This is a genomic window from Citrobacter sp. R-1.5.2, assembly GCF_035064245.1.
Lineage (GTDB): Bacteria > Pseudomonadota > Gammaproteobacteria > Enterobacterales > Enterobacteriaceae > Citrobacter.
Window position 1 is genome coordinate 40,790 of record NZ_JASEYC010000021.1, and the last position, 24,670, is coordinate 65,459.

Here is a 24,670-nt window from a genome sequence, read left to right on the forward strand (position 1 = left end):
CCCCGTTTTCATCTTTTTGAAGTGGTCAACAAAAACTGGCCACCGAGTTAGAGTTTTTCCAGTATCGATTTTCCGATTCGTTTGGGGGTAACCCACCGTTATATTCGTGCGGTCTTAGTGCGCTGTAATATCCAACGATATAATCCGTTATGGCGTGAGCTGCCTCGCTGAAGCTTACGTAACCCACCACCGGTATCCATTCGTTCTTCAGACTTCTGAAGAAGCGTTCCATTGGGCTGTTATCCCAGCAATTTCCGCGCCGGCTCATACTCTGCCTGATCTGGTATCGCCACAATAACTGCCGGAACTGCCTGCTCGTATAATGACTGCCCTGATCGCTGTGGAACATCACCCCGCCGGGCTTACCACGGGTTTCCCATGCCATTTCCAGCGCTTTCATGGTGAGCCTGCTGTCCGGCGAGAACGACATGGCCCAGCCCACTGGTTTTCTTGCGAACAGGTCGAGAACAACGGCGAGGTACGCCCAGCGCTTACCCGTCCAGATATAGGTCACATCACCGCACCACACCTGATTTGGCTCGGTCACGGCGAACTGCCGTTCAAGGTAGTTAGGGATAGCAACATGTTCATGACCACCACGTTTATACCGGTGAGTCGGCTGCTGACAGCTGACCAGCCCCAGCTCTTTCATGAGCCTGCCAGCAAGCCAGCGTCCCATCTGGTAGCCTCTCCGGGTTGCCATTGTGGCGATGCTTCTTGCTCCGGCCGAACCGTGGCTGATGCCATGTAGCTCAAGTACCTGACTGCGTAATACAGCCCGTCTGCCGTCTGGTTTTTCAGGACGGTTTTTCCAGTATCTGTAGCTGCTGCGATGAACCCCGAACACATGGCAGAGTGTGACCACAGGATAATGCGCTCTGAGTTTCCCGATTATCGAGAACTGTTCAGGGAGTCTGACATCAAGAGCGCGGTAGCCTTTTTTAATATTTCATTCTCCATTTCAATGCGTTGTAGCTTTTTCCTCAGCTCACGTATTTCGATTTGTTCTGGTGTTATCGGAGAGGCTTTTGGTGTTTTGCCCTGACGCTCATCACGCAGTTGTTTGACCCATCTTGTCATTGTGGAAAGGCCAACATCCATAGCTTTGGCGGCATCTGCCACCGTGTAGTTCTGGTCAACAACCAGTTGAGCGGATTCGCGTTTAAACTCTGCGCTGAAATTTCTTTTTTTCATTGGAGCACCTGTGTTGTTCTGAGGTGAGCATATCACCTCTGTTCAGGTGGCCAAATTCAGTGTGCCACTTCATTTGCCGTGCACTGAATACTTACCCGGGTCACCGAATCCGTCAGGACTGGCAGTGGGTTAGTCTTGTCTACGTTGATAAAAGCCTTCTTCATTGCCCTGTTTCCCCTTGTCCTGAAAAAGTTACCGACCCGTCCGGATGGAGGGGTCGGTCAGAAAATCATGCCTGTCCCTTATTCATCTTCTCAGCATGCTTACGCAGGTACTCTTTCAGGTCAGCATGAGCATTGATGATATCGTTCATTTCATCATTGGTCAGAACAAGCGTGTAAGTATCAGTGCTGACAGATTCACCTTCTTTAAGCTTGGCTTCTTCAGCAATACGTTCAAAAATCGGGATCGCGGTGTCGGCAATGACGGTCACGGTCTTTTTGTTCAGAACGCTGGACATGGATGGTGCTTTACCTGCCGGGTTCTGTTTAGGAGCGCTGTCCTTTGGAGCCGGAGCTGGTTCCTGTACCGGTGGCGTAACCAGCGTCTCTGTATTGCTTTCATCATTCAGTTGATCCGGTACCGGGGTGTTAACGGTAGCATTACCTGCCGGTTGCTCATCACCGGAGTTTTCCGGAGTCTGCGGATCTGCCATGCGCTCTTCTACCTTGGCAGCTTTGACGAATTTCAGCGTGTTTTTCGTCGCTTTACCATAGATGGAGATCGCCTTGTTGATGTTATCTACCGCATCCTCACCGCTGTACATATACTCGTCCAGCGCAACGTACATGCTCACCTGATCGCTCACAAGCATGGTCTGTAGTTCAGAAGGCAGGTCCAGTACGCGAACCATCTGGCGAAGATGCTGCTCTGATTTACCACGTTTTTTTGCCAGTTCCGCAAAGGTCTTAGGCTCTTCTTTATCTTCAACAAGACGCTTAATTGAAAGCGCTTCAGCTACGACAGACAGCGCCAGGTTGGAGTTGCCGGTCAGGGTGAAGAGTTCTGCTTTTGAAGCGCTACCGCGAAACTCTTCGCAGCGAATACGAGTAATGCGTTCACGCCCTTCTGCTTCCAGCTGGCGGTTTGCAATAGCGATGGAACGGATACGGCAAGCCCCCTGACGCAGTACAGGTACGCCATTAACCATCTGAACAACGATAGGCGTCACGCTGAACGGGTCTTCCATGTAGGCATCGGCCAGGCTGTTCAGGTGTTCCACAACGTGAGGCATTGAATAGTAGAGCTCGCCCATACCGGCCGTGCGGGTGTTAAAGCCTTCCTGCTCTACAACAACCGAAGGGTCAATGATAAGGCCGTTACCTTTACGGGCACCGTTACCAGTGCGTTCCAGGTAACCACGAAGGCTGATTTCGTTGCTGTTGTTTTTTACTTCAGTTTCGATTGCGGACATTTTTGTTCTCTCTTTTGGTTGGTTGTTTAACTGCGCTACAACACAACAATACCAGGTTCGACATTTTTTCTAATAGGTTGCACAGAAGAAAAAGTAACTTTTCTTAAAAAAAATTCCTGAGACAATACTACTCGATCCGTCCGTTTTAAATCTTCACAACAGTGGGCCGTTTTTACGTTTAAGCAAAATAGCTGGTTCAGAAGGTGAGTCGGAGAGAAAAGTTACTTTTCCGGTTGTCTGGGCCAGTGATGAGAGAGTGGCAGGACAGGAATGGCTAAACCGGTGCGGGTCTCTTGTAAGTCGCAGGGGATTGAGGAGATATAGAGGTAAACCGGTACGTTCAGTTTTTGGATTGAGCCGGGCTTTTGGCCCGGGCTTAAGGAAGCGGAAATTTGAACGAACTGGCAGGTAATGATTTATGCCGCCGACAGCTGGCCGTCAGTGCTTTGCTGTTCTGGTTTGACAGTTGGGGGATAACCGGCAGTTAGCCGCTGGCATTCCGCATCACAGAAAGCCCTGAGGTTGCTGAAGACGGACTCCATGAAATCAGCATGAGCATACGAGTCTACAGGACGTGTCTTGTTATCTTTCATCTTGTTCTCCTCAATCATTATTAAAACCAGCGGATTTAGTTCCTGGCGCTCCATCTGCTGACCGGCTTTCCCAGAGAGCAGCGATGTGTCGGGTTCTGTTTCTCATTTTATCGTTTTCATCGGGCCCATCCGGCCGTATAAGAGACCGATTTGGCATGTTTAAGAAACGTACTGGCGACATTAAAAGCTGAGGTTGGCTTTGGAATAAAAGGATACTTTTCCCGTTTGTCAGGTCTTTCGCTACCGCTGCACGATGATTCTGTCAGGCATTCTGCGCCCTCCTTGGCTGTACATCTTGAAACAAGCGGTGGGATGTTCCCTTCCCCCTGCTCACCGCAGAATAATTGGCAAGTCCCGACGGTCGTTCCGTACGAGCCGGGTCCAAATAATGAATAAATACAACGCCACTTCAATTGTATTGACAATAGAAGTTAGGAGGATCATAGTGTCATTCATGGTGCGGCTTTCGCACCACCGCCCCGGCGGTACCGGGCAGAACTGGAGTACCTCATGAAACTTTCCCGTCAGACGACTTCTGATACTTCTGTTGATGGCCGTTCACGCGCATATGCCTGGGGCCGTGTCCATTATTTCATTATCGAACATGCACCAATGGCTGAGCTGGTCGCTATTGACGAGCTGCTGGAAAAAGCTGGCTGGAGCAATGACGGCTGTCCGAACTATGAGAAAGATGACGAGTTTGGTAATGCTGGTTACAGCTGTGGTTACTGGATCGATATTGACAGCGTGGGAAGCTTCAAGGCTGACTACAAACGTCTTAAGGGTGAGATTAGTGCGCATATCGCCTCAAAGGCGGCAGAGGTGGAGATCCGCGTACTGGACTCGATGTCCGACAAAGAATGTAAAGATGTTGCCTCGGTGGCATGTACTGTTCGCCGTGACTTACGTACGCAGTCCGAATCGCTTCATTCACTGCGTACTATCGTAACGGTTGATCATTACAATCCCTATGTGATCACCAGCCGCCCGCTGAGCATTTCCGCCTGGACACTTATCCACGACTGTCTGAAAACCGGCACCATCAATGACGTCTGTTCACGGTTGAGTTCATTAATCCTGCACTCTGAAGCCGCGATTGCCCGTTGTAAGGGAAGCTCCGACTACTCTTCGGAACACGCTCAGCTATCGTTTTTTGCTGGTAACGACTATGTCACCAGACGCACCCTTGTTGATGCAGCTCACGAAGAGGCTCTGCGAATGAACCGCCGCTTTGATGAACGTATTGCAATGAACGCGGATTCTGATGCCAGAAGGCTCCAGTGCGAATTCAACCTGAGCAACCATGTCGTACAGCGTCGGACCGTTGAATCTGCTCATATCCAGGCAATCAACGAAGACGTCACCCGTTCACAGGCGGAACCACGCTGCCCTGGAAAGCTTCTTCTGAAAATGACCAGTCATGAGGAAGTGCGGGACTCACTGAGCACCTGTTAGTCCAGCGACACCCCCTGCGGCTCTACTACCGGGCCGCAGTCTGCTCCGGCCAGATGGTGCCAGTGGCGTAATGAATTTGTTTAATAAGGCTGAGTATGATGAATAAAGAACAACTAATCGACAAACTGGAACGCGTGGTATGTGGTCAGTACTCCTACGAAATGCAGGAGCTTGCGTATTCGGCCCTCTGCTGCATTAAAGGCACCCCGGACGACTGCGCTAAGTTCCCTGTTACGCGTCCGCTGCCTGACACCTTAGTGGACGTATGGGACGAGATCGGGCAATACCTTGGCACAGGCAAAGCCATTGAAACTCGCAGTTGCGGCGTTTCGCTTCTGCTTCATGGACACTGCTACGATTCAAATCATGTGCTGTACTGGCGCAATGCTGGCGCACTTCCAGCAGCTTGCGATACGCCACTGGCTGGTGGGTCTCGCAAACTGTTCACCTGCTCAGCCTGTGGAGTGGACGGTCTGGATGAACCACCTGAAACCAGTTGCCACTGCTGCACAGAGGGGGCCCACTGGATTGAGAGCAGGCTCTTCACCTCCGGGCAGGCAGACCCTGAAGAATTTAGACCCGTGGCGGTCGTGAAAGAGTGTGCAGGCTCAACGCCGGATGATCGGCTCATCTGGAGCGTGATTGAACAGCTCAACGGCGAACTGGCGGAAGGCGATAAACTATTTAAGCGACGCTGACAGATCACGTCAGCATTTATATCAGACGAACTCCAGAATAATTTAAAGCAACCATGAACATGAAAAAGCCCAAAGCTGCATTACAGAATGCCATGAAAGAAGATGTGCCAGCTGTGACACAGATTCAGATGCGATCTACGGTTTCCAGAAAGGTTCGCTATGTAAAACAGGCAAATCGAGAGGGTCTGAAATTATCTGAGTGGATGTCGCGGCATCTCGACGCTGTCTGTGATACCGCAGATGAGATTCATAAAGGCAAACGCTCAACTCCGGTTGCGCCTGGGAAGATTCCCCCTGAGGTATACCAGGTGATATACGATCAGTGCGGCGGGTTCGTGGAGTGTGATGCTAATGCCCAGGTAATCTGGGAAGCCTGCCGTGATGCCATTCTTAACGGAGACAAAGGGTAAACGGCAGGTATCGCCTGTCATTTTTACCCTTGTGAGGAAAATCCTGATGAACCATGAGAGCCGAACTGTATACCTGAACACGGCCATTGAGGCCCTGTTGAAAGCTGAGGCGGCTCTGAACGAGCTGGCATTAGCCTATGTACTCAAACCAGGTGAAAAGGCAAGCGCATGCCATCCCCGAACCGGTACGCTTTCCACAGCTTCCCAGGTAAGAAAACTTCGCCGTGTTCTAGAAAAAAACAAGTTATGACGGCCCTTATACGCTGGCATAATGTACCGTGCTTCGCTCATCCCAGCAGTATGGGTTTTAAACTCTTCCATTTTTAAGAGTACGGGAAGAGCCTTATTATTGTCGCATACCCTACGGATGCATTGCAGTTCAAACCGCTGTTCGGTGCAATTATTGCTGTATCCGGCGGATTTGAAAATGACAGAAATAGTGATGTAAAGCTCCGCCATTAAAGAAATGCCCCGTAGTTTGGCGAATCAACTTTCTGAATTATCTCGATGAACACCATTTAAGGAAATCGAATGTGTGATTTTTGCAGGGCTGACGAAAATTACTTTCATATGGCAGAATGCGTGTATGACCAACTGGTTAAAGAGTATCCCGTAATGTGGCTGCGGGATTCAACCCGGATCGGGGCCTGCTACCTCTGTCGAGAACTGCTGTCGCCGGAGGGGATGGTCCTGGCGATGCAGAGCGCTTTCCCTGCGAAGGGATGGCGGCTGCGTATTTGGTACAATGAAACCATTGACGAAGAGATAGAACCGCAGCGTGGAGACTGTATTGAGCTGTCCTCCAGGGCGGACGCTCTGCTGTCCTTCATGTCGTTCCAGGAAAAGGTTTAGCGCTGCGGCCCCCCTCACAAAAAGGCGCTTTCCGCGACAAATCTGGTACGACCGGACAACGTTGAGTCAATTCTTGCTTCCCCGCAGAAGAATCCCTATGAAGTAAAGTAGAGGTAGGCATTACGCCCACCAGCAAACCTGATAACTGTTCTTTGCGTAACATCCTCAAACTTCTGGTGCCTTCGTAGACTGCGATGCGAATGCCCATGAGCTGAATTCACCGTATCATTTGACCGGATGCAGCGAGAACAGAAATGACAATGTTTGAACGATTTGCCAGACGGCCATAAAACTCTACTGGGTACAGAATAAGGACTGACCGCAATGGCTACGTTCTATGAGCTACCGACCAGTGAGAAGTCCATTGTTTCCGGTACGTGCCCGGACGAGCACCGGTGAAATTTTTCCCGACTGGATTACGCTAAGGCTTTTGAACGGTTTGCGTGAAGTGGGACTCTTTGGGTCTGGTTCTTGATTTATACAAAAGGCTATATGCCACAAGACGGGAGGAAAAAAGGGTTTCCCCGACTGGAGAAACCCTTTCAAAAGGTGCCGATGGCATACTAATCCACACCCCGAAAAGAGGGGGTTGCCCCCCTCTTTGTCAGCTACTTACCGGATTCGTAGGCCAGGATAGCAGATACCTCCCTTGTTCCGTCTTTCATCCGCAACTCGCAAAGCGAGTTTCGTGTGAGCCAGGTGAATATCAACAGCGTTAAACAAACTATTAATATGCACAAAACAATGGGTTGGTTCGGCATTTTCATGGCCTTCTTCTCCTTGCATTTAAGCAGGCAAGAGGCTACTCTGAATGTGACTAGCATACAGGGGCCTCGGGTTAATTGAAAAATTACTCGGGGCTTTCTGCTTTTACCACAGTCAAACAGTGTTACCGCTGGCTGGGGCAAAAGCCTCCAGCACCAGCGTTATTATACCACCCTGCCCTGATCAGCCAAACACCCCGCCTACATAAATTACTGATTTTTCATTTATTTGACATGATTCACTTCCGGTTGTCGGCGAAAGTCATTTTATACTAAAGAAAAGGGTAACGGGCAGCTGCTGGGTCGGAACATACAGTGCAGTTCCTGCCCGTTTAATTTCCGGATGCAATGGTAGGATCAGGAGGCACTGCTTCCGTTGATTAGGGAAATCTTATGTGCCTGAATACGGCTGTATTCGAGATGGGATGCAATATTACAGATGCGCTCCAGTCGATCATGCAGCCTCGTGTAGGTCAGTCGATGAATACCGGACATTTCATCAAGTAGCCAGCGCTTGATGTAAGGGTTACAGGAAAGCCGGGCAAGATCGTCGTCATCCACTTCGTCAAAGAACCAGTACTGCTCCATCGGGACTACCTGAAATATCCACGGCCGGGGATAGTCCCCTGTGACAACCAAAAACCATGCAAGAAAGCATAGACACAGCTCAACGACCATAAGCATCGAAAATTGCGAATAACTTAGACCGGGCACATAGGGTGAACTATCCGCAACATACCCCCTGAGCAATTCCGCCACAAGGTAGCCCAATAGCGTCAAGGCCAGCATCAGGGTCAGGATTAATCCCCCATTAAACGCTACCGAAGCCTTTTGAACCCGATCAGGTGCTGTCCGGCTGCGATAGTTGGTCACTACTCTTTCTACAAGTGCCCTTATGGCAGCCTGTTCTTTACTGACATCAGCTCCGGAAAAACCGGACGGGCTTTTATTTAATTCAGTCATACCCCACTCCTGTTATGTGCTCTACTTAACAAACACGTAGATCATACAGAGCTCACGGACGCACTCCTGCCAGATAAAGGAGGGAATTTGGCTGTAAGACGGTTAGCCAACAGTTCAGGTTATGCGTGGGATCCGCCCAGTCAGAAAGGATTCCGTTAATAACAGGCAAGGTTAAAGGCAGATGGACGGTGAAATTGTGGGTGCTAAAAGGGGGTATTACTCTTTTTCCTGCATAGCGGTTTTTTCAGCCCGGGTGGCCAGACGAACATTTCCGAAAGGCTCACGGACAAGCAGTGGCTTCTCCTTCTTCCAGCCCCTGATAGCCGTTTCTCCAAACCGACGTGGTGCATTGCCGTTCCAGCGAGCAATCACATGGTTATCATGAATTTCAATAATGACAACGGGGTGGACAATGACCGTTGAAATGGTGGTATTTCCCATTTTGGTACGGGTTACAGACCAAACCTGCATCCCGGATTCCAGCTGGCTGATTTTCATATTATATCCTTAAGCCATCACGAACTGCGCCACAAACAATTAATGTGGCGCAATTTACCATAAACAATAAACATCAGATACCCGTGAAAAGATTTCCCTTTATTTTAAAATTCTTCTGGAGAAAAAATGATATTTCCAGAAGAGGTCAGCGAAATTCAGAAACGGCCATCACAATGGTGCTGCGCTGACGCTGGCGTTCTGCCTTGCGCTGCCTGCGGCGATAGATCTGTTTTGCGCTGACGTAAGGGCAGTCCTCACGGGTATACCAGCAGCAGCCGCAAGGTTCGGGCCGGGGTTTTCCGGCAAGTCCAAATGGTTTCATCAAGTCACCTTTTTAATGTTTTTAATGGAAAGATACTTACCTAACCCATTGTTTTATAGGAAATAACGTTGTTGCATAAACAGATACAGATAACCCTCAGGAGAAAACATGCAAAGGTTATCAGTGATAACCGCGTCCAGATACCGAGTGTCAGTCTGTAAACGTTTTATCACCAGAAAATGTGCTGCCGCAGCCTTAATGCCAGAACTACCGTTTACAACATTATGTATACCCGCTTTGAATAACGAACGAGCATGAATTACCTTTTCCCGGGCCGCTTCGATCTCAGCATTAATAACGCATTGCCGCGCCTGGATGACTGCCTCTCCGGTTAAATCGCGGAAATTCATTAGAGATGTGATCATGATTGACTCTCCAGATTATGTGGAATCATTATAACAACTGGCACCACGCCACAAATAACCTGAGATAAATTCTTTGAAATATTCCTATATATAAGGAATTACAGTCGGAAAAGAAACAATGAAATAGCGCCGACCGCTTAAAATCGATAAATTAAAATGGACGGCACTGGAATGAAAAACTGAAAGTAGTAAGACCGTAATTATCCTTCACGGATGTAAGCTTTAAAAGAGGAGTACTGGCAAAGCTTTGCCAAGTACTTCGGCGGTTGTGTCTACGATTTTACGGATGTCATCGATCTGCGAAGGCTTATTCAACACCACCGTAAAAAGCTCTCCTTCGTTATCAGCCTGCTCGCAGTTTCCGTATCGGCTCCCGTCGTACAGCTGCACAATACGTGACATAGAAGACTTTGTTTGTTTCATGGCTTTGCACCTGCTTTTAGGCAGTTTGGTTACTGGTTATCAGAAGCTGGTTTCATGCGCTTCCGGCTGGGACACGAACTGGTATTTGACGCCGCCAGGCACACCTACTGCTTCGGCAATAGAGTCGCAAAGCCGCGATAAATCATTTAGTGTCATCGGATATTCAATATCTACTGAATATAAAGCACCTGCATTTTCAGCATCTTCGATGTTTTTATACTGGGCACTAAATATAGCAATGGTCTGAATTTCGTGGTTATGCATGAACCGGTCCTTATTAAATTATAAAAGCCACCCGAGAGTGGCCTGAGTGGAAACTTAAATCTGTGAAGTATATTTGAGAGATTTTTTGCGATCCAGATGCCGGGCAACAATGGTTCCGATAACAAGTAGCGTGATGACCGCACTGAAGAAGGTGCTGTCAGGGACGCCCTGGAAAAAATCACTGAAACTGTAAACAATAAAAATCAATGCGCAAAAATAGAAAACGATACGAACATAAGGGGTAAAAAACATTTTCATCGGTTGCCTTCCATTCAGGGAGAATTCTCAGTAATTACATCACACCTGAAGAGAAACTATTTTCGTATAAATGAGCATTTTCGACATATCAGAGGGGGGTTTTACTCATAAATGAGGTAGTAAGGGTCACACTTGAGATGAAAGTTACTTTCCTGGCTGCGAACGAACTATCTCAAATGTTAGAGGTGTGCGTTCGCCTTAAGAGCTTCATGCCCTGAGGAGCTCAACTTGAGCCGATAGTATAAACCTGGCTCCAGATGCCTTACTGGCTGGCATAACTCCACGAGGCCCAGCCGGAACAGGACCGGAGAGCTCCTGCACGTCACATCATCAGGATTCCCCATAAACGTACGCCGTTCTCTGGCCCGTCTGAAATTGCCAGAGATATCATAGATCGTGCCGGATGCCATCCGTCTTAACACGTAAATCTGCGCCCTTGTAAGCTTCTGGGCGGAACTGCTTAAACCTGACATACCTTCCCGGCCTTATATAAAACAATCCGCCAGCAGCTCGACTGGCGGACAATGTTTGACTGGATACAGCAAGGACATACTATTTGCTGACAAGTTTGATATTGGTTTCACTCATTCGAAGTCGAAACTCCTGAAAACCCTGCTCTACCGCTAACTCCAGCCACTCAACGGGAATGGTATAGCTACAATCAGACCCACCCAAAGCGGCATCACAAGCGTAATCCCAGTCCTCATCCAGTTTTGGATTCATCCCCTGGGCGTAAGCCACAGTATCGCGGGATGCGGGAGAGCCCTCAAGCTCAGCATTAGTGATCAGGTATACACCATGACTGTGCGCGAGAAGCACTTTTGGCACCAGATGTGTGCTGGCAATTTTTGAGGATGAGGGAAAGAAAACCCTACCAGCTTTACGCGCCTCTTCTTCAGTCTGTCCCTCAGCGTTAAGGAGGGCTCCCCCCGGATAGCATGCCGGGTCATAGATCTGATCTGGGGTGACCGAAAACGTTTTTGCGGTGCGAATTTCTTCGATCAGTTTATTGATATCTGCCATTTCAAATACGAGAGTGGTCACAGGCTTACTCTCCCTCTTCAGTGGACAACATCAGATACTTTGTTGCCAGCAGAAGCTCTCCCACATCCTTGAGGGACAATTCAGCTTTGCCTTCTACGGCAAGCTGCAAGCGCTGTCGAATTGCATGAACAGAATCTGAAGATAAAGATGCCATTTTGCGCAAAACGGCATTAGCCTTTTCTACAGCAGGATACAGAATTTCTGAGTTGGTATTATCTTCGTCATTATCAAAGATAATTTCAGAATCCATATTGATGTTATCTTCAAGCCAGCTTGAAAGCACTTCAAGTAATGACATCACCTTTTCAATTTGCATATCGCCTCCTCTGTTAACATGAAACAAATATAACAAAGTGGCTTACCCGGCTAATAACCTGAGCAGAAAGTTTTCGAACTTAGTTTGAAAACAAGTTTTCTGCTCAGGTTAATGTTAAAGTCGCTGGGTAAAAGATAAAAGGCACTGAAGATGATTTAAGCATCAAACAGACTAAATAGGATTCCGTCTTTTATAACGCTTTTAAAATAGAATGAATGAAATATAAATTTTGCGTTTAAGAATGAACGCTGTAGAGGATGATTTATCCAGTGATATGCAGTTTGTGGCCTTTAAAAAGGCTTTATTATGGACTTGAATTGCAAAGAGAGCACCGACATTTTTCTGGGGGCTCCCGCAGAGAAAAAGCTGTGAGGTTATGAAGACGTATAGGAGGTATTCGGCGAAATACTGTATGGCCACAGGAGAGCTTCAGCACCCATATCCTGCCGCCTCGCTCGCCTGTGGTGATTTCAATATGTTCTACGTCATACCACGTAGTTGTATTTCTCACTTTGTTTATGCTTCCTGACACCGCGTGAACGCAATCTTCGTCTGGATGCGTTCATAGATGGAAAACTGCCTTTCAATGGAATCGGCATTAGACAGTAATTCATGAAGCTCAGCAGAATCTGTATCAGGAACGATAGCGACAGAAACTCCATATTTACGCCCAGTTCTGATCAGGTGCGCAAGTTTTTCCTTCTCTGATTCTGTGAGCATTGCCAGATCCCTTCCGGATACCTGCTCGATAAATGGACCAAGGTTTTTCGGAAAAAAGGGTTCGGCATCAGAATTATGTACCGGGAGCGTTTGCGGCTTATCGAAGCTATTGGACATGAAAAGAACCTTTATAGTTAGAGAGGTGGAGACTGAATGCGTAGCCCATTAAAATTAGTAGTGCCACACTCGAATGCTAATCATACTTTATGATGGCTATGGTAGGAATGGCCGTCAACTTAAACCGCCAGAAGCGAGCCATTCACCGTTAAAGTAACTTTCCCGTATGATGTTCTTTTTATGGAATGAGTTGTTCACACTCCTCTTTAAGAGCCGCCCTGGAACGAGATCGACAGACTTTGCTTAATGAAGAGCGTAATTGATGTTCATCAACCCCATCAGCGACAAACTGACCAATTTTCTTTTCAAGACGCTGCATTGCCTCATAAAGCTTGGCATCAGTATTATTTTTAAGAAACCTCAGTATATAATCAGCAATAATTTGAACAGGAGTAAAGTTACACATCATGTATCCTTAATAAGTTGTGTAAAAATAAAACCATAAAAAACATAATCAGAAGTAGATTATTATACTTGAGTAAGCTTTTCAGCTAACAAGCTGGAGAAGCAGATTCCGGTAAATTACTACATATTTGATAAAAGTTACTGAATAAAAAAGCCCAGCGTACCGGGCTTTCATTCAATTTGATTCTAAGAATCTGACTCGCCGCCTGATTTTTATACCAAGAAGAGCGAACAAAACGCCAACGAATGCGACGGGACTACCTACTTTAAGACAATTAACCGACGCTTTTGAAAAGGTATGTGATTTAGACATACGTTTTTGCTCATAACGAATCGCAAGTGGTGAGACGGATTTATCTAAAGCTGTCTTTTCCAATGCATAACGAACTTTCACGGGAATATTTGACTGTAATACACCAGACATATACGCCCTAACAACATTCTGTGTTAACTTCACATCTGGCTTGCCGAGTTTTATATGTAGTTGCGCCTTTAAATAGTTTACAGATACCTCTTCGCCTGAGGGCCAATTACTATCATTTAAATATGCGACAAGTTTATCGTATTTTTCATGTTTTACATATTTCTTGATAACCTTTACAGTCGAAGCTGAAGTGGCATCAGTCTCTTCCGAACCTAAAGCAGATGTAAAAACTGACAAGCCGATAAGAAAAGCGCCAGCAATTAGAAGCATCGGGAATATCTCACCTATTTCCTCCCCCTTTAAAATTTTAAAGGCAGTTGAAGAAACTACTAATAGCCCCATAATCCCTAATAGCAACTTAGAATATGTAGTTAGGAAGCCTCCAAATGCATCGCCAAAATCCGAAACCACTAACTTATCTTCACCTTCAGATGAATTGAAGAATGACAAGGGCACATCAATATCAAAGTCCAGAACTGAAGGTGAGAGGTGTAATGACAGCAACCACAAGCAAAGACCAAAAATCATTATCAGCAGGCCCGCACCAAATATCGCGAAACCTGAATTTCTAATCTTTATAGACCGGTGAAAAAGAAATGACAGTTCACGGGAAAAATCGTCACTACTCTTAAGGTTACGCACCATGATCTACCCCTTTTTGTGTCAGTCGGGTGCGCAAATTCTCACGCATGGCAAGAACCTGTTTTTCTGTTTCCCTGAGCTTAATAGCCCCTTCTCTCTGGATTTTAACAACATCGCCAACCGTCTGGATAAGCGTATCCTGCACCTCTTTAAGGGTGCTTATATCAATAACCAGCCGTTGGTTTGCTTTCATAGTTTCTACTGCATTGCGATGCAGTAATTTTGCATTACTACGGAGTAACTCATTGTTGGCATTATCGATATCATTGGCAAGATTTACAGCGTTACGCTGTCCATTTAGAGAAATGGCTAACAGAAACTGACGCTTGAAATTAGGGACAGTAACCTCTTTGACGCTATGAAACTTGTCGATAAGACTTTGGTTATTTGCCTGTATAATCCGTACCATTGGCAATACTTGCATAGCAGACTGCTGAGAAACAACTAAATCGCCAATACGTTTTTCTAAATTAGCAATTAGCGTATCCAGATCAGATACTTCCTGGAACTTAGCAGGATTGTTACCAACATTAGCTCTGAGATTTTCTGCTTTTAATTGTAATTCTCCCAGCCTTAATTTACCGGCAGCAATATGTACACCTGTTAAGTGGTGTTCTTTAACGACTTCATCAAACATTTGCTGGAGCGAAATATTATTAGAACCGAGGCTATTCTGTGTAACTGAAACCTCTGAAACCAGAGCATCGATTTGTTCACGAGTTGATTCAAACTGTGCGGCGAAATTCTTCCCACGGGTGCGGATTTTATCCAACAAAGGGCCAATAACTGGCAGATTTGAACGACTTTCAGTTAAGTTCGAGATGTTTACATTTCTTGCAAGGTTGATAATTTCAGTTAATTTGCTCCCGGCTTCGTCTAAATCTTTATTGCGAATTTGCTCAAGCAGGCTATCCGCATAATTAGCAGTGTTTTCCCCCATTGCCCGGCCAAAACGATAAACTGTTCCTGGATCATCGGCATTAATGCATTCCGCGACGGCTTTAATCTCTTGTTCATCTTGCTCATTCAGCCCGAACTTTTCCAGTTCAGCGGAAGTCAAAGTAAAAGCAACAACCTCAGTTTTGGTGGTCAAATTATTAATCATTTTTGGAATCCCTCTAAATTTTGTCGCAGGCTTTTTAGAAGAGCCTCGTGGGCCTGATTAGCTTTTCTAACAATCGTAGGGTCAGTGTTATTTACTGATAACAGCGAAAGTGTGTGTTGCCGCCATACTGGAACCAGGACTTTTATAGTTTCGTTAAAGCGGTCAGCAATATCTATACAAGTCCCGCGAGTGATTTCCATCTGCATGGCGGCCATTTCATGAGACGCAAGCAGTGTTGCCAGGTTAGCTAAACGTCTGGCAAATCTTTCCCTCGGTTTATCGAAGACAAGGCTTAGATCGTCACTATTTTTTTCTTCGGTAGAATCCCTAAGGAACTCATGGCCTGCCTGGATAAAAATTTTAAGGCGTTTGATTTCTGACACATATGTTTCAAGCAGCTCTTCTAAAGCCAGTAGCGTCTCATTCACATGTGTCAGATATCCGTTCCCCTCATTAATAAGATTTTCCACCTTCTCACGTGCGTGTTGGTAACGAACGCGCTTTTCAAGGTGTTTGCCCGTAAAGCGGGAAAACCAGGATGGATTGCTACTGATAGAACGTGGATCTGCCTCCGCTAAGGCACTTACGATACGGTTCAAGGCTCCTGATAAAGCGGTAACTGCGTCTTTCTCCAGAAGATTTGAATACTTATCCATAGCCTTCGAAGATAAAGCCGAGTCGCCGTAATGGCTTATTGCCCCAGCATTAAGCAGAAGACCGGGTATAAATTCTTCTTTGAGTTCTGCTATCGATATGTTGCTGCTGTCAGTTGAAACGTTCATTTTTGCCTCAAAATGGTTATCCATGACAGCCTATCATTTACCGTTCTGCTGATTTTTCGGTTAAAGCGCCAAAACCTGGGTTTATCCGTTTTCGAGGCAAAAAAATAGAATCTGATCCTCACGTAACCCTTTGCCATTCTGATTAAAGGAGAAGTCCCCTACTGTCTGTGCACTGAATTCAGCACTGGATGAAGTTAGGACATGAAGTGCACATAGATCCCCTGCTTGACCTACCAATCACCGCCTTCAATGTTTAGATCTGGTGACCTTACAGCGACCATTTCTCTAACCGGATGGTCATTGTTGTCGTGGCTGCTCCCCAACAGCAGGCTTACCGTTCCGCTGGCAGAGTAATACATCGCGTCAGGAAAGTGCTCCCTGACCTCCTAAAGCAATTTGTTCATGCTGTTAGTTAAACGATAAAAGCGTCGGGCTGCGTTCGGCATAGCTTCTTCCAGGAGGTCAGAAGCATCAATCTCACGGCCGTTTATAACGCGGAGAATATCTTGCTCATCCATAGGTTACTCCCAGGCAATAAATCAAAGTGGCCAGGCAAAAGGAGACTCGCCTGGCATCAAAAAGAATAAAAGGTCGTTACGAACTGATAATGATGGCCTGGTCAGTTTGAGGAAGTCGGTTTCCTCTGATGAATGCTGGATGGCTTAAACGAGCAGATGACATGGTCATCGCCAGAAATGTCTCTTCACGCGAACGCAGCAATTCCCCCCATGAATAGGTTTCCCATACGTCGTGGGAAAGATCGGATTCCTTTATGTACCTTGACTGCATTGTTGGTTCAAAATCGACGGGAGCTAGACTGTCATAGGATGGATGTACACGGTACCCCAATTCTTCCTCCCTCTGATGGTATGCATGTGCCAAAAGGACATCATGGGAGACCAAGTCATAGTCTTTGTCCTGAACGAGCGTTTTTACGGTATGACTAATTTTTCCAAAGCCTTCAATTTCCCAGATTGTTATCATTGTGAACTCAGTTAAAGTCCGTGGGCTTTTTACCAGAAAGCCATTTAATGCACGTCGCCCCTTCAACATGACAACGTGGTAGGACTTGTTGGGATAAGGTTTCATTGCCACCAGCGAATCAGCTTTAAGCTCAAGTGACAATTCAGGTACAGAAACTGACACGAGAGTACACTTGTTTTTCATATGGTGAAGAATACGGGGCACAAGATGCAGATACATCATTTTCTCCTTTGAAGGATATACCAGGCAGCTCCTCAGCAGCATCAAAATATTTAAATCACTCTTTAATTAGTAAACCACTGCTGATTAACTTCTTTTATGTTTCACAGAAATTATTCGTTTTGTTTCTGTTCGTTATACTGCTCAAACCAGAAGACGACCGGTTTTTCTACAATATGAAGCAACCCAAAACGTTCTGCGGTACGGAAATTCACGCTATATGCGCGAGCCCGTTCAACCTGTTTGGTAATTTCTTTTCTCATTCCTTCAACACTAAAAGCTCCTTTAAAAAGGTTGCAGGGGGCGCATGATGGAAATAAGTTTTCTATAGCATGCAGTTCAGGGTGCATAACCTTACCCGTACTTCGGGCAACATGAGTTACGCCGCTGCCGACAGGGGCTCTCACCAGTTCAAAGTCGCGTCGAACAGGCTCAACATGATCGGCATGCCACCCTTTTTCAGGAAGCTTGCAACCACAATAGGCACAACGCCCCCCAAATTTCATTCGCAGCTCAGCTCGCTGTATTTTAGAGATCTTATTTTTAGGTTTTGAGAACCTACCATCAGGTGATTCAGCTTTGGATAACTTTGCTGAGGGCTCAGGTAATTCAACTAAATTCCCGTTGATATTTATCACCTTGACCATATCATTTTCCGCCTTTACTAAGCTCACGGGCACAGGAACTGGCTTAAGTAACCGCTAAAGATAACAGCCACTGACTGCATCTACCCAGACCTTCTGTTTATACTCAATAGGCCACCCCTCTTTATCTGCCCGGATGACGCAATCATTTACCGTGGTGCGTGACCGGATACGAACATCAAGCGGAAGCGAATCGTTATCCACACGAGCCTGTGCCTCATTTAAAATGCGTAAAAACATCTCTTTGGTCATTCAGATACCCCCTCAACTTTGCGAATTTTGATCAGATGAGGGCGACTCAGTTTACAAAGTTGTTCTGTCGCTTCATCAATCGAATTGAACCGATGAGCCTCTTCGATATTTAAAGTCCAGTATTTCGCTTTCCCTTCTCCCAGATCGGACTCAAAATAATTTCGCTTTACATCCATTTTTTTAGGCCTGCCATTTATCTTGACGACATTATGTCTGTCATCAAAAAGAAATTCGTCCCCCTCAAAAGTGATTAATACAAATGGCCCCTCAGGCTTGGAAGTCCGGGAACTTTCCATTTTCAAAGTCATACTTCAGCCTCTCGATAGAACTCATGAAACGTCAAATTAAAATGGACTCACACCACACTGATTCAGTATTCCTCCTGAACCCCATTAGGCTCTGTTGTGATTTCATATTTAATTCCGCCAGGTGCTCCCACAGCGTCCGCGACCGACTCACACAGCAGCGAGAGATCGTTGAGGGTCATTGGGTGTTCAATGTCCAGCGTGAAGAGTTTCCCGGCTTGCTTGGCGGCTGTCTTGTCAGCATGTTCGGCATTAAAAAGGTATACGGTGTGTTTTTCCTGAGCGGGTGTATTTTGATTTTGCATTGATGATCCTTTTGTTTAGTTCCCCGATTCCGGGGGTGAGTGAATTAATTTAAATTTATATTCGTCTGGTTTAATTAGAACGTTTCCACGCTATGCGTAAACAGGTAATGCAAGGGCTGTATCAACAGGATTAAAGTTACTTTTCTGGATGCAGCAACGCTTGGACATGATGTCCACATTACATCACGATCAAAGCTAAGTTTTTTTTGTATAACCCCTCCATTTTCGTGTGTTTCGCGTTTCAGACGCTTATACGACCTGCTTGACCATCCTCATCAGAAGGCGGTTTAACAGTCCTTTCGCTGTCGGGCGATTGCTATCGACATAGTAAAAACCTGTTTTGGTCGTACCGTGAGCACTGCTCAGCACCCTCAGTTCCCAGATAACGTCACGGATAACGCCGCCATTTTCTGGCTTAAGGCATTCAGATAAATGGCGCATGAAACGAGCTCTTACGGCACGGTAATAGCGGAACTCCTCTGGCTGGTTAGTATTTTCTTTCACCCGGAGTCGCTGGTTACACAGAGTTAGAACTGCATCCATCATTCCCGCCTTCAGCTTCGCCTGGATCGCACCTTGTTGCTGTTCCCTCTCACCTTCGAGTAACGTTAAAATTCTTTCTCCGAGTGCCGTCTTGTTGTGTACGTGCAACTGAACACAGGCAGCTACGCATGCCCAGAATCTGAACTTTTTTATCTGTCCACGCAATTTCCGGGCTACAACCTGACGGTATGCAGAATCACTGAGTATTTTAAAACGCCGACTGGCAACCAGCTCTGGAAGCGACACTCTGTCGCCTATCCCCAGGCGGGAAAAGGTTTGTCCCCGTTGTGCGAGACGATGATAGACAGCGCCCTTGCCTTTTGAAATTCGGACCGCGCCATAACGAAGAAGATACTGAGCAGCAGTCGTTGGAGTAAACTCACCGTCAGCGATGCGCTGGCGTAACCCGTCGTATTCATGCCAGATAATCCAGGACGCCGTATCTTCTTCAACAGTCAGCTCATCCTCTTCCTCGAATGCCACGACGACAGAACTGCTCTCTCCGGTCTTTAGGCTACGTGAAGCCCTGGGGTCAGCCTGCCCGTCAAAATAGGTCATCAGCGGCAACGTATCAGTCAGTCCATCATAAGCTGTACCGAACCGGCCTCCGGGCAGTTTCATCCAGAGTGGAGCTGGCATTGGTGTACGGGGCACAGGCTGCATGTCAGGCTCATCCTCAAGAAGGTCCAGATCGGCCTCTTCCCAGACCCTGCGATAGATCTCAATTGCCCGAAACGGGCGAGGGTTGAAACAGTGCAACGACCAGAGGAAATCAACGTGGATCACGTTTGCTTCCTGTACAAGCCGAAATTGTGGCTCAGCCATACGACGGTTATAAGCCGTATCGTCAACCTCGCCGGAAAGTAGCTTTCTGCGATGCTCTGCCGCACGTCTTGCTTCAACATAATCAAGGCTGCAACAGGCATGAAAAAGACGTTCAGTCAGGGACGAAGAAAAGATATTGGGTTGAAGACGCACATATCCGCCTTCGAACACTTTACGACCGATATAATCCCGCAGGCTCCAGTCGTACTGGATCTTAGAAAGAAATCGCTGAAGACGACTCAGGCCAGCCTGATAACCGTATTTCTCCGGGTCAGTTCGAAGGAGCGTTTCCATTGAATGGTCAACCCCTACTGCTGTGCAAAGCGAGCACCCATATCGAGCCCCACAAGCTGATGTTCGAGTGGGTTTCTCCGGCGACCAGATACACTCCCCGGTGGCGTCTTTATAAAGCGTTGCCAGGCTGAAGTTATCCGGCATAAAGCTTGGTAAAGGGAAGCGTGATTCGGAACCACAGGCCATCAGAAAAGACCAGATGTCCTGAGTGCGCCACTCCTTTACCGGATAGAGTTCACCACCGTGCTCAGTCAGGGTTACTTTCCTCGCCTGCCCTCCCATTTTGAGGATATTTCCGGCCCTTCGGGCACTTTCATCATCCCTGGAGCCCAGCATCAGGCATACCCTGCTTCGAACGGATGCCGGGGCGTTTTTCAGGTAACGAGCTTTGGCCTGGCGCAGGGGCGCGATTTTGTAGTCGGTTGAGCACTGTCGGGTAGAAGAATTAGTCCAGGTCGGAAGTCCGCGCCCAGTCAGAATGCGGCCGACCCAGCTCTGCGTAAGAGACGGTCGGGCGACAAGGACTGTGACCGGTAGCTGGTGTTCAGCAATGAACATTCTGAGCTGGTTGAGAACCTGTGAAGCCTGATAGTGCATCTCAGGGTTTTCGATCAGCGTATCGGACATCTGAATGAAATGATGTTCGCTGATATTTGTGCCGTTACGTACTGCCCTGATCAATGCCATCAGAAACAGGTGCAGAAGAGAATGGGAGTCTTTGCCGCCACTGTATCCCACGCACATTGTCCAGCCGTCCGTAATAGCCTGATAAATAGCAGATGTGGCTGACATGACCAGAGAAGAAAGACTCACAGTCTCCTTTTCATCGGTATAGTTCAGATCGGCATCGGTTGTCAGGGTCTCCCAAACATCCGCCCATTTATCATGTTTCAAAATGGCAGCATTAGCCGCCTCAGGAAAAATAACTTCTGAGGATAATTCAAGGAATGAGTCGCTTTTTTCAATAAACATATATTTTCCTGAACCACGGTATATGCTGCATCACTGATATTATTAGAACTTTAAAATAACTACAGCGCAACCATTTAGCGAAATTATATTAAATCAAAATCACGCGGATTTAATGTCAATATATATAAAAATAATCCATTGTAATTTAATCACCCGGCACAGCTATTAGTTATAGGTTGGCGGCGTAATAAATGCCGTATTATTTGTTTTCAACTCAGACAGCGGAATAAAAGGAGTGTTAAGAGTCATGTCATCACCACAATGGCGTGGTAGAGCTGAAAGCTGAAATGAATCTTTCATCACCCTAATAACCGGGCATTCCGTACGTGCTGATGGCATTACTTCCCGCAGCATCGCTTCCTGCTTTATGCTGTCGCTATGCTTATATTCATCCATGTCTTTTATTTCTTGAATTTCATCTTCACCACAAAATGACCAGTTAGCGTCATAGAAGTAAAACTCAGTTAAATAAAGATCGTTTTCTTTCACGTATGCCGCCAATTTGCGGATACGCTGTTCAAGCATTGTATCTATCCGTAAGGAAACACTCTGCGGAACGTCACTTGCAAATTCATTGATACAATCAACGGTAGAAACTATGAATTTATTGGTCATGGCAGGCTCCAGGCCACCGGGGAAACCGGTGGCTACGGTAATTGGCAGGCTTAAGCGCCGCAAAGGGTGTCAAGGGAAGGGAGAAGCTTGCTCAGCTTGTCGTAATCGAGCGGAGACAGTTCTGTAACGAGTTCGACCGAAAGACTAGTGTTGTCTTCTTCACACAGAATATAGATTCCGTCTTCTGGCTCTTTTCCGGCACATGCCTTCAGTCGTTTGTTAACGACCTCCTGGGCTGAATCCGCTACGTCGCAGCTCAGGACATAGCTTGCCACATAGCTGCTCTCACCGTGGTAATGCGTCACTTTACACAGAGCATACTGGATACCGGCTTTGTGAGCCTCATTCATGAGACGAGAAAACTGACAGCCATCCTGGTAATAGTGGGTATCCTTTGTGACCAGAATAGTCATACCCCCAAATTCATCTGTCCGGCTTTTACTGCATGTAAATGCAGCAGTAATTGTTACCATTTCCGAGAGGTCGAATACCGACAGCACGGCAGTTGTGAGGCAAATTGCATGGTCAAGATCAATGGTCTCTCCATGAAAAACTGCCAGCCCACTGCTGGTAACTTCTGTTGCGAACAACAGTTCATAATTGCAGTCTGGGCAGGATGGTTGCCCAAAGCTCGGCTCAGAAGGGTCATACTCAGGGTGGTTCTCGATAATACTGAGGATCAGCTTCTCAGTCAGAGAACAATCTGTCAGTGGCTTATCAAGCAAACGCTCACCTTCTGCAATTTCTGCTTCGGTAACGAATGTGATTGCTTCTTGTGCCATTTTTGCCTGCTCCTGAGTGCAGGGAATAATAAACGACGCCTGAGTATAATTATCTGCCACAGTTGACTCCTTGATTATTTAATTAATGTATTTGATGAGAAGATCATAACAAATACACTAATACCAACTAATAACCTGAAGGCGTTTTTTTAGAAAAAATATTAAGAAGAAGAATATGAACACTACCTCATCTTAAATTAATATCATTCAGGATTAATATTCATTTTTGCAAATAAAAACCGCCAGACGGCGGCTTTTATAAAGAGGGAAATATCATTGGAAGTTGAAATTACTTCACGGCAGGCCGACAAATTACGCGACTGCTGTGAGCTGAAGCGAAACTTGTAGAGGAAACTATAATCACCTTTTCTAAGTCGTCGGCACTGTCAGCAATATGATGCCGGAAAGCCTCCTCTGCATCACCAGGGGAGTCGGCTTCGACCAGGTAGGCCTGATCATCATCATCAAACATAATGCGCCCGGAAATGAGATAAAGTCGGCTCAAATCTGGCGTTGCTGCGCTCGTGCTTCGTTCGTTCAGATTCATTTTTTCTCCGTCTGTTGCTCGTAAAAAGAATGACGCCGGTTTAAAAGGCGTCGCCAGGGTTCGGGCTAAAACGCAGGGTTGCCATCGAGGAAGCTCATTGGCTGGCCAATAGCGGATGCCACCCTGAGAATTTCACCTGGTGTGGCATAACGCAGCATTTCAGAGCGTCCAAATTTCTGATACTCATCTACTGACATCTTTCTCCACTCTGGGTGAGGATCTTTTCCGCACAGTGACCAGTTGCTTTCAGAGGAATCACGACGGAGAACGTACACATCAAGCGAGGCTGTAAGCCCACTTCCATATCCCCGCTGCGCTACAATACGAACCTGAGAACCATCGTCGCGTTGCAACGTCTGGGTTAATTTCGTGATAGGATCCTGAGAATGCATGCCATTTACCTCGTTTTCAAAAGATTTACCGTAAGTAAATGATACCGAATCGAGAATTCTGGCTAATAGGTCAGAAGAAAAAATAATGAATATTTTTGAAGTGTAGGATAATGATTAGAATAAAATGGCCTGAATAAATCGCTAGCGGTTAAATCCGCTTATTTCAGAGAAGCTCTGATTTAGTAGTTAGGGAAAACGATGCGGTGAAAAGTAACTTTTACACCGCAATTCAGAAAAAAGTTTCAATTAGTCACATTACGAATAACCCGGCTTACTTTCGCATGTGCGTTCCCCTGGATGTTAAAGTAAAGCCCCTCAGGCAGACTCGTCGCCCACTTAACTCCTCGCTCAGCCATACGCTTCGGTGTTTCCAGCCAACCACGAGGAATATTGCCCGTAACGTCACCGATAACCCGTGAAATGCATGCTGCTACCCGGATGCCGCCGGGAATATCGCATTCGGATTCAACAATATGCATAACCTCAAATAAAGCACCATGCCGCTGGACATGATCGCCAATGTGCAACTCGATAGGAGAAACCATTTCTGTATCTGACTTCATATCTGTCCACCTTTAATTTAGAAACCGTCTAAATTACCAATATAGTTAATGTACCGGATGTTAATTCAACAAGTTCTGTATCACAACCATCATTTTTTTTGTTGGGTCTATATCGGAGAAACAAGTGAATATTGAATACACTCGTTAATACAGACAACCGGAAATGAATGGCACCCTAATTATCTCTGCGGCGTATGCTAAGCCGTTAATATTGTCATTTTATGGTAGAAACAATGCAAAATGAATAAACCGCTTGTCGCTTCAAACCACTTTATCAAAACCGTTAACTTGCATTAAGCCCGATACAGTTCGGCGAGCTCGTCGGTGATGCTGCCAACTTACTGATTTAGTGTATGATGGTGTTTTTGAGGTGCTCCAGTGGCTTCTGTTTCTATCAGCT

The 24,670-nt window shown here is 46.4% G+C and carries 34 protein-coding genes and 1 pseudogene; 5 read left to right on the top strand and 30 right to left on the bottom strand.

Annotated features, from left to right (window positions below):
- Nucleotides 1-25: 25 nt before the first annotated feature.
- The 3 genes from QMN38_RS23885 to QMN38_RS23895 all read right to left on the bottom strand — a co-directional run bounded on the left by QMN38_RS23885 (nucleotide 26) and on the right by QMN38_RS23895 (nucleotide 3,201).
- Nucleotides 26-1,194 (bottom strand): IS3-like element IS911 family transposase gene (locus QMN38_RS23885; RefSeq protein ID WP_094461488.1). Its coding sequence is split into 2 segments (ribosomal slippage): nucleotides 26-945 and nucleotides 945-1,194, totalling 1,170 coding nucleotides; the frame shifts between segments, so codons are not numbered across the junction.
- A 229-nt stretch (nucleotides 1,195-1,423) separates the two neighbouring features.
- A complete protein-coding gene (locus tag QMN38_RS23890) occupies nucleotides 1,424-2,608 on the bottom strand; it encodes a hypothetical protein (RefSeq protein ID WP_001272971.1) in 1,185 nt (394 codons plus the stop codon).
- Between the two features lie 416 nt (nucleotides 2,609-3,024).
- Nucleotides 3,025-3,201: a hypothetical protein gene (locus tag QMN38_RS23895; RefSeq protein ID WP_001371930.1), complete on the bottom strand. Its 177-nt coding sequence runs from the start codon at nucleotides 3,199-3,201 to the stop codon at nucleotides 3,025-3,027.
- A 510-nt stretch (nucleotides 3,202-3,711) separates the two neighbouring features.
- Here QMN38_RS23895 and QMN38_RS23900 point away from each other — a divergent pair.
- The 5 genes from QMN38_RS23900 (at nucleotide 3,712) to QMN38_RS23920 (ending at nucleotide 6,616) form a co-directional block, all read left to right on the top strand.
- Nucleotides 3,712-4,656, top strand: coding sequence for a DUF5417 domain-containing protein (locus QMN38_RS23900; protein ID WP_000778029.1), 945 nt, complete (start codon nucleotides 3,712-3,714; stop codon nucleotides 4,654-4,656).
- 98 nt (nucleotides 4,657-4,754) lie between these two features.
- On the top strand, nucleotides 4,755-5,354 hold the full coding sequence (locus tag QMN38_RS23905; RefSeq protein ID WP_001031420.1) for a hypothetical protein: 600 nt from the start codon (nucleotides 4,755-4,757) through the stop codon (nucleotides 5,352-5,354).
- Between the two features lie 59 nt (nucleotides 5,355-5,413).
- Nucleotides 5,414-5,764, top strand: coding sequence for a hypothetical protein (locus QMN38_RS23910; protein WP_000743059.1), 351 nt, complete (start codon nucleotides 5,414-5,416; stop codon nucleotides 5,762-5,764).
- A gap of 46 nt (nucleotides 5,765-5,810) precedes the next feature.
- Nucleotides 5,811-6,014: a hypothetical protein gene (locus QMN38_RS23915; RefSeq protein WP_001015183.1), complete on the top strand. Its 204-nt coding sequence runs from the start codon at nucleotides 5,811-5,813 to the stop codon at nucleotides 6,012-6,014.
- A gap of 281 nt (nucleotides 6,015-6,295) precedes the next feature.
- Entirely contained in the window at nucleotides 6,296-6,616 is a 321-nt protein-coding gene (locus QMN38_RS23920; protein WP_000332796.1) for a hypothetical protein, read from the top strand.
- A 608-nt stretch (nucleotides 6,617-7,224) separates the two neighbouring features.
- On the opposite strand, the gene QMN38_RS23925 is transcribed toward QMN38_RS23920, so the two are convergent.
- The 27 genes and pseudogenes from QMN38_RS23925 to QMN38_RS24055 form a co-directional block, all read right to left on the bottom strand.
- A complete protein-coding gene (locus QMN38_RS23925) occupies nucleotides 7,225-7,344 on the bottom strand; it encodes a type I toxin-antitoxin system Hok family toxin (protein WP_223152483.1) in 120 nt (39 codons plus the stop codon).
- Nucleotides 7,292-7,402: pseudogene (locus tag QMN38_RS23930) on the bottom strand (DUF5431 family protein); the annotation flags it as partial. The pseudogene QMN38_RS23930 and the gene QMN38_RS23925, both read right to left, overlap by 53 nt.
- Nucleotides 7,403-7,737: 335 nt before the next feature.
- Complete coding sequence (locus tag QMN38_RS23935) at nucleotides 7,738-8,343, bottom strand: hypothetical protein (RefSeq protein WP_000137794.1); 606 nt, start codon at nucleotides 8,341-8,343, stop codon at nucleotides 7,738-7,740.
- Nucleotides 8,344-8,559: 216 nt separating this feature from the next.
- Nucleotides 8,560-8,841 (bottom strand): hypothetical protein, encoded by a 282-nt coding sequence (locus QMN38_RS23940; RefSeq protein ID WP_000703842.1) that lies wholly within the window; start codon nucleotides 8,839-8,841, stop codon nucleotides 8,560-8,562.
- Nucleotides 8,842-8,986: 145 nt separating this feature from the next.
- A complete protein-coding gene (locus QMN38_RS23945) occupies nucleotides 8,987-9,163 on the bottom strand; it encodes a hypothetical protein (protein WP_000802040.1) in 177 nt (58 codons plus the stop codon).
- 53 nt (nucleotides 9,164-9,216) lie between these two features.
- A complete protein-coding gene (locus tag QMN38_RS23950; protein WP_000633161.1) occupies nucleotides 9,217-9,528 on the bottom strand; it encodes a hypothetical protein in 312 nt (103 codons plus the stop codon).
- A 222-nt stretch (nucleotides 9,529-9,750) separates the two neighbouring features.
- Nucleotides 9,751-9,951 carry a hypothetical protein gene (locus QMN38_RS23955; protein WP_000814953.1) on the bottom strand — a complete coding sequence of 67 codons (201 nt, stop codon included), beginning with the start codon at nucleotides 9,949-9,951 and terminating at the stop codon, nucleotides 9,751-9,753.
- A gap of 39 nt (nucleotides 9,952-9,990) precedes the next feature.
- Nucleotides 9,991-10,215, bottom strand: a complete 225-nt coding sequence (locus QMN38_RS23960; RefSeq protein WP_000551490.1) for a hypothetical protein — start codon at nucleotides 10,213-10,215, stop codon at nucleotides 9,991-9,993.
- Nucleotides 10,216-10,269: 54 nt separating this feature from the next.
- The gene (locus QMN38_RS23965; RefSeq protein ID WP_000781547.1) at nucleotides 10,270-10,473 is read right to left on the bottom strand and encodes a hypothetical protein; all 204 of its coding nucleotides are present in this window, start codon (nucleotides 10,471-10,473) and stop codon (nucleotides 10,270-10,272) included.
- 552 nt (nucleotides 10,474-11,025) lie between these two features.
- Entirely contained in the window at nucleotides 11,026-11,517 is a 492-nt protein-coding gene (locus QMN38_RS23970) for a DUF3085 domain-containing protein (RefSeq protein ID WP_001371932.1), read from the bottom strand.
- A 4-nt stretch (nucleotides 11,518-11,521) separates the two neighbouring features.
- On the bottom strand, nucleotides 11,522-11,833 hold the full coding sequence (locus QMN38_RS23975) for a DUF957 domain-containing protein (protein ID WP_001165367.1): 312 nt from the start codon (nucleotides 11,831-11,833) through the stop codon (nucleotides 11,522-11,524).
- A 516-nt stretch (nucleotides 11,834-12,349) separates the two neighbouring features.
- Entirely contained in the window at nucleotides 12,350-12,670 is a 321-nt protein-coding gene (locus QMN38_RS23980; protein ID WP_000071366.1) for a hypothetical protein, read from the bottom strand.
- Nucleotides 12,671-12,848: 178 nt separating this feature from the next.
- The gene (locus QMN38_RS23985; RefSeq protein WP_000336109.1) at nucleotides 12,849-13,076 is read right to left on the bottom strand and encodes a hypothetical protein; all 228 of its coding nucleotides are present in this window, start codon (nucleotides 13,074-13,076) and stop codon (nucleotides 12,849-12,851) included.
- A gap of 174 nt (nucleotides 13,077-13,250) precedes the next feature.
- Nucleotides 13,251-14,144: a hypothetical protein gene (locus QMN38_RS23990; protein ID WP_000252081.1), complete on the bottom strand. Its 894-nt coding sequence runs from the start codon at nucleotides 14,142-14,144 to the stop codon at nucleotides 13,251-13,253.
- Nucleotides 14,134-15,246, bottom strand: a complete 1,113-nt coding sequence (locus QMN38_RS23995) for a toxic anion resistance protein (RefSeq protein WP_000609386.1) — start codon at nucleotides 15,244-15,246, stop codon at nucleotides 14,134-14,136. The genes QMN38_RS23990 and QMN38_RS23995 overlap by 11 nt, the downstream gene beginning before the upstream one ends.
- Complete coding sequence (locus tag QMN38_RS24000; protein WP_000368643.1) at nucleotides 15,243-16,052, bottom strand: toxic anion resistance protein; 810 nt, start codon at nucleotides 16,050-16,052, stop codon at nucleotides 15,243-15,245. Before QMN38_RS24000 ends, QMN38_RS23995 begins: the two co-directional genes overlap by 4 nt.
- Nucleotides 16,053-16,622: 570 nt before the next feature.
- A complete protein-coding gene (locus tag QMN38_RS24005) occupies nucleotides 16,623-17,234 on the bottom strand; it encodes a DUF6012 family protein (protein ID WP_001371923.1) in 612 nt (203 codons plus the stop codon).
- 110 nt (nucleotides 17,235-17,344) lie between these two features.
- Nucleotides 17,345-17,878 carry an HNH endonuclease gene (locus QMN38_RS24010; protein ID WP_000241452.1) on the bottom strand — a complete coding sequence of 178 codons (534 nt, stop codon included), beginning with the start codon at nucleotides 17,876-17,878 and terminating at the stop codon, nucleotides 17,345-17,347.
- A gap of 54 nt (nucleotides 17,879-17,932) precedes the next feature.
- Nucleotides 17,933-18,127, bottom strand: coding sequence for a hypothetical protein (locus QMN38_RS24015; RefSeq protein WP_000159617.1), 195 nt, complete (start codon nucleotides 18,125-18,127; stop codon nucleotides 17,933-17,935).
- Nucleotides 18,124-18,435, bottom strand: coding sequence for a hypothetical protein (locus tag QMN38_RS24020; RefSeq protein ID WP_000172888.1), 312 nt, complete (start codon nucleotides 18,433-18,435; stop codon nucleotides 18,124-18,126). The genes QMN38_RS24015 and QMN38_RS24020 overlap by 4 nt, the downstream gene beginning before the upstream one ends.
- A gap of 62 nt (nucleotides 18,436-18,497) precedes the next feature.
- Nucleotides 18,498-18,737, bottom strand: coding sequence for a hypothetical protein (locus tag QMN38_RS24025; RefSeq protein WP_001180999.1), 240 nt, complete (start codon nucleotides 18,735-18,737; stop codon nucleotides 18,498-18,500).
- Nucleotides 18,738-18,986: 249 nt separating this feature from the next.
- A complete protein-coding gene (locus tag QMN38_RS24030) occupies nucleotides 18,987-21,371 on the bottom strand; it encodes a phosphoadenosine phosphosulfate reductase domain-containing protein (RefSeq protein ID WP_000469469.1) in 2,385 nt (794 codons plus the stop codon).
- Between the two features lie 165 nt (nucleotides 21,372-21,536).
- The gene (locus QMN38_RS24035; protein WP_063660738.1) at nucleotides 21,537-21,986 is read right to left on the bottom strand and encodes a hypothetical protein; all 450 of its coding nucleotides are present in this window, start codon (nucleotides 21,984-21,986) and stop codon (nucleotides 21,537-21,539) included.
- 50 nt (nucleotides 21,987-22,036) lie between these two features.
- Nucleotides 22,037-22,828, bottom strand: a complete 792-nt coding sequence (locus QMN38_RS24040; protein WP_000774871.1) for a hypothetical protein — start codon at nucleotides 22,826-22,828, stop codon at nucleotides 22,037-22,039.
- 229 nt (nucleotides 22,829-23,057) lie between these two features.
- Complete coding sequence (locus tag QMN38_RS24045; protein WP_001052325.1) at nucleotides 23,058-23,315, bottom strand: hypothetical protein; 258 nt, start codon at nucleotides 23,313-23,315, stop codon at nucleotides 23,058-23,060.
- A gap of 65 nt (nucleotides 23,316-23,380) precedes the next feature.
- On the bottom strand, nucleotides 23,381-23,707 hold the full coding sequence (locus tag QMN38_RS24050; protein ID WP_000556022.1) for a hypothetical protein: 327 nt from the start codon (nucleotides 23,705-23,707) through the stop codon (nucleotides 23,381-23,383).
- A gap of 242 nt (nucleotides 23,708-23,949) precedes the next feature.
- Complete coding sequence (locus tag QMN38_RS24055) at nucleotides 23,950-24,270, bottom strand: hypothetical protein (RefSeq protein ID WP_000834113.1); 321 nt, start codon at nucleotides 24,268-24,270, stop codon at nucleotides 23,950-23,952.
- Nucleotides 24,271-24,670 lie beyond the last annotated feature (400 nt).

Coding starts and splice junctions, on each gene's coding strand:
- QMN38_RS23890 (WP_001272971.1), bottom strand. CDS start 2,608: ATGTCCGCAATCGAAACTGAAGTAAAAAACAACAGCAACGAAATCAGC.
- QMN38_RS23895 (WP_001371930.1), bottom strand. CDS start 3,201: ATGAAAGATAACAAGACACGTCCTGTAGACTCGTATGCTCATGCTGAT.
- QMN38_RS23900 (WP_000778029.1), top strand. CDS start 3,712: ATGAAACTTTCCCGTCAGACGACTTCTGATACTTCTGTTGATGGCCGT.
- QMN38_RS23905 (WP_001031420.1), top strand. CDS start 4,755: ATGAATAAAGAACAACTAATCGACAAACTGGAACGCGTGGTATGTGGT.
- QMN38_RS23910 (WP_000743059.1), top strand. CDS start 5,414: ATGAAAAAGCCCAAAGCTGCATTACAGAATGCCATGAAAGAAGATGTG.
- QMN38_RS23915 (WP_001015183.1), top strand. CDS start 5,811: ATGAACCATGAGAGCCGAACTGTATACCTGAACACGGCCATTGAGGCC.
- QMN38_RS23920 (WP_000332796.1), top strand. CDS start 6,296: ATGTGTGATTTTTGCAGGGCTGACGAAAATTACTTTCATATGGCAGAA.
- QMN38_RS23935 (WP_000137794.1), bottom strand. CDS start 8,343: ATGACTGAATTAAATAAAAGCCCGTCCGGTTTTTCCGGAGCTGATGTC.
- QMN38_RS23940 (WP_000703842.1), bottom strand. CDS start 8,841: ATGAAAATCAGCCAGCTGGAATCCGGGATGCAGGTTTGGTCTGTAACC.
- QMN38_RS23945 (WP_000802040.1), bottom strand. CDS start 9,163: ATGAAACCATTTGGACTTGCCGGAAAACCCCGGCCCGAACCTTGCGGC.
- QMN38_RS23950 (WP_000633161.1), bottom strand. CDS start 9,528: ATGATCACATCTCTAATGAATTTCCGCGATTTAACCGGAGAGGCAGTC.
- QMN38_RS23955 (WP_000814953.1), bottom strand. CDS start 9,951: ATGAAACAAACAAAGTCTTCTATGTCACGTATTGTGCAGCTGTACGAC.
- QMN38_RS23960 (WP_000551490.1), bottom strand. CDS start 10,215: ATGCATAACCACGAAATTCAGACCATTGCTATATTTAGTGCCCAGTAT.
- QMN38_RS23965 (WP_000781547.1), bottom strand. CDS start 10,473: ATGAAAATGTTTTTTACCCCTTATGTTCGTATCGTTTTCTATTTTTGC.
- QMN38_RS23975 (WP_001165367.1), bottom strand. CDS start 11,833: ATGCAAATTGAAAAGGTGATGTCATTACTTGAAGTGCTTTCAAGCTGG.
- QMN38_RS23980 (WP_000071366.1), bottom strand. CDS start 12,670: ATGTCCAATAGCTTCGATAAGCCGCAAACGCTCCCGGTACATAATTCT.
- QMN38_RS23985 (WP_000336109.1), bottom strand. CDS start 13,076: ATGTGTAACTTTACTCCTGTTCAAATTATTGCTGATTATATACTGAGG.
- QMN38_RS23990 (WP_000252081.1), bottom strand. CDS start 14,144: ATGGTGCGTAACCTTAAGAGTAGTGACGATTTTTCCCGTGAACTGTCA.
- QMN38_RS23995 (WP_000609386.1), bottom strand. CDS start 15,246: ATGATTAATAATTTGACCACCAAAACTGAGGTTGTTGCTTTTACTTTG.
- QMN38_RS24000 (WP_000368643.1), bottom strand. CDS start 16,052: ATGGATAACCATTTTGAGGCAAAAATGAACGTTTCAACTGACAGCAGC.
- QMN38_RS24005 (WP_001371923.1), bottom strand. CDS start 17,234: ATGATGTATCTGCATCTTGTGCCCCGTATTCTTCACCATATGAAAAAC.
- QMN38_RS24010 (WP_000241452.1), bottom strand. CDS start 17,878: ATGGTCAAGGTGATAAATATCAACGGGAATTTAGTTGAATTACCTGAG.
- QMN38_RS24015 (WP_000159617.1), bottom strand. CDS start 18,127: ATGACCAAAGAGATGTTTTTACGCATTTTAAATGAGGCACAGGCTCGT.
- QMN38_RS24020 (WP_000172888.1), bottom strand. CDS start 18,435: ATGACTTTGAAAATGGAAAGTTCCCGGACTTCCAAGCCTGAGGGGCCA.
- QMN38_RS24025 (WP_001180999.1), bottom strand. CDS start 18,737: ATGCAAAATCAAAATACACCCGCTCAGGAAAAACACACCGTATACCTT.
- QMN38_RS24030 (WP_000469469.1), bottom strand. CDS start 21,371: ATGTTTATTGAAAAAAGCGACTCATTCCTTGAATTATCCTCAGAAGTT.
- QMN38_RS24035 (WP_063660738.1), bottom strand. CDS start 21,986: ATGACCAATAAATTCATAGTTTCTACCGTTGATTGTATCAATGAATTT.
- QMN38_RS24045 (WP_001052325.1), bottom strand. CDS start 23,315: ATGAATCTGAACGAACGAAGCACGAGCGCAGCAACGCCAGATTTGAGC.
- QMN38_RS24050 (WP_000556022.1), bottom strand. CDS start 23,707: ATGCATTCTCAGGATCCTATCACGAAATTAACCCAGACGTTGCAACGC.
- QMN38_RS24055 (WP_000834113.1), bottom strand. CDS start 24,270: ATGAAGTCAGATACAGAAATGGTTTCTCCTATCGAGTTGCACATTGGC.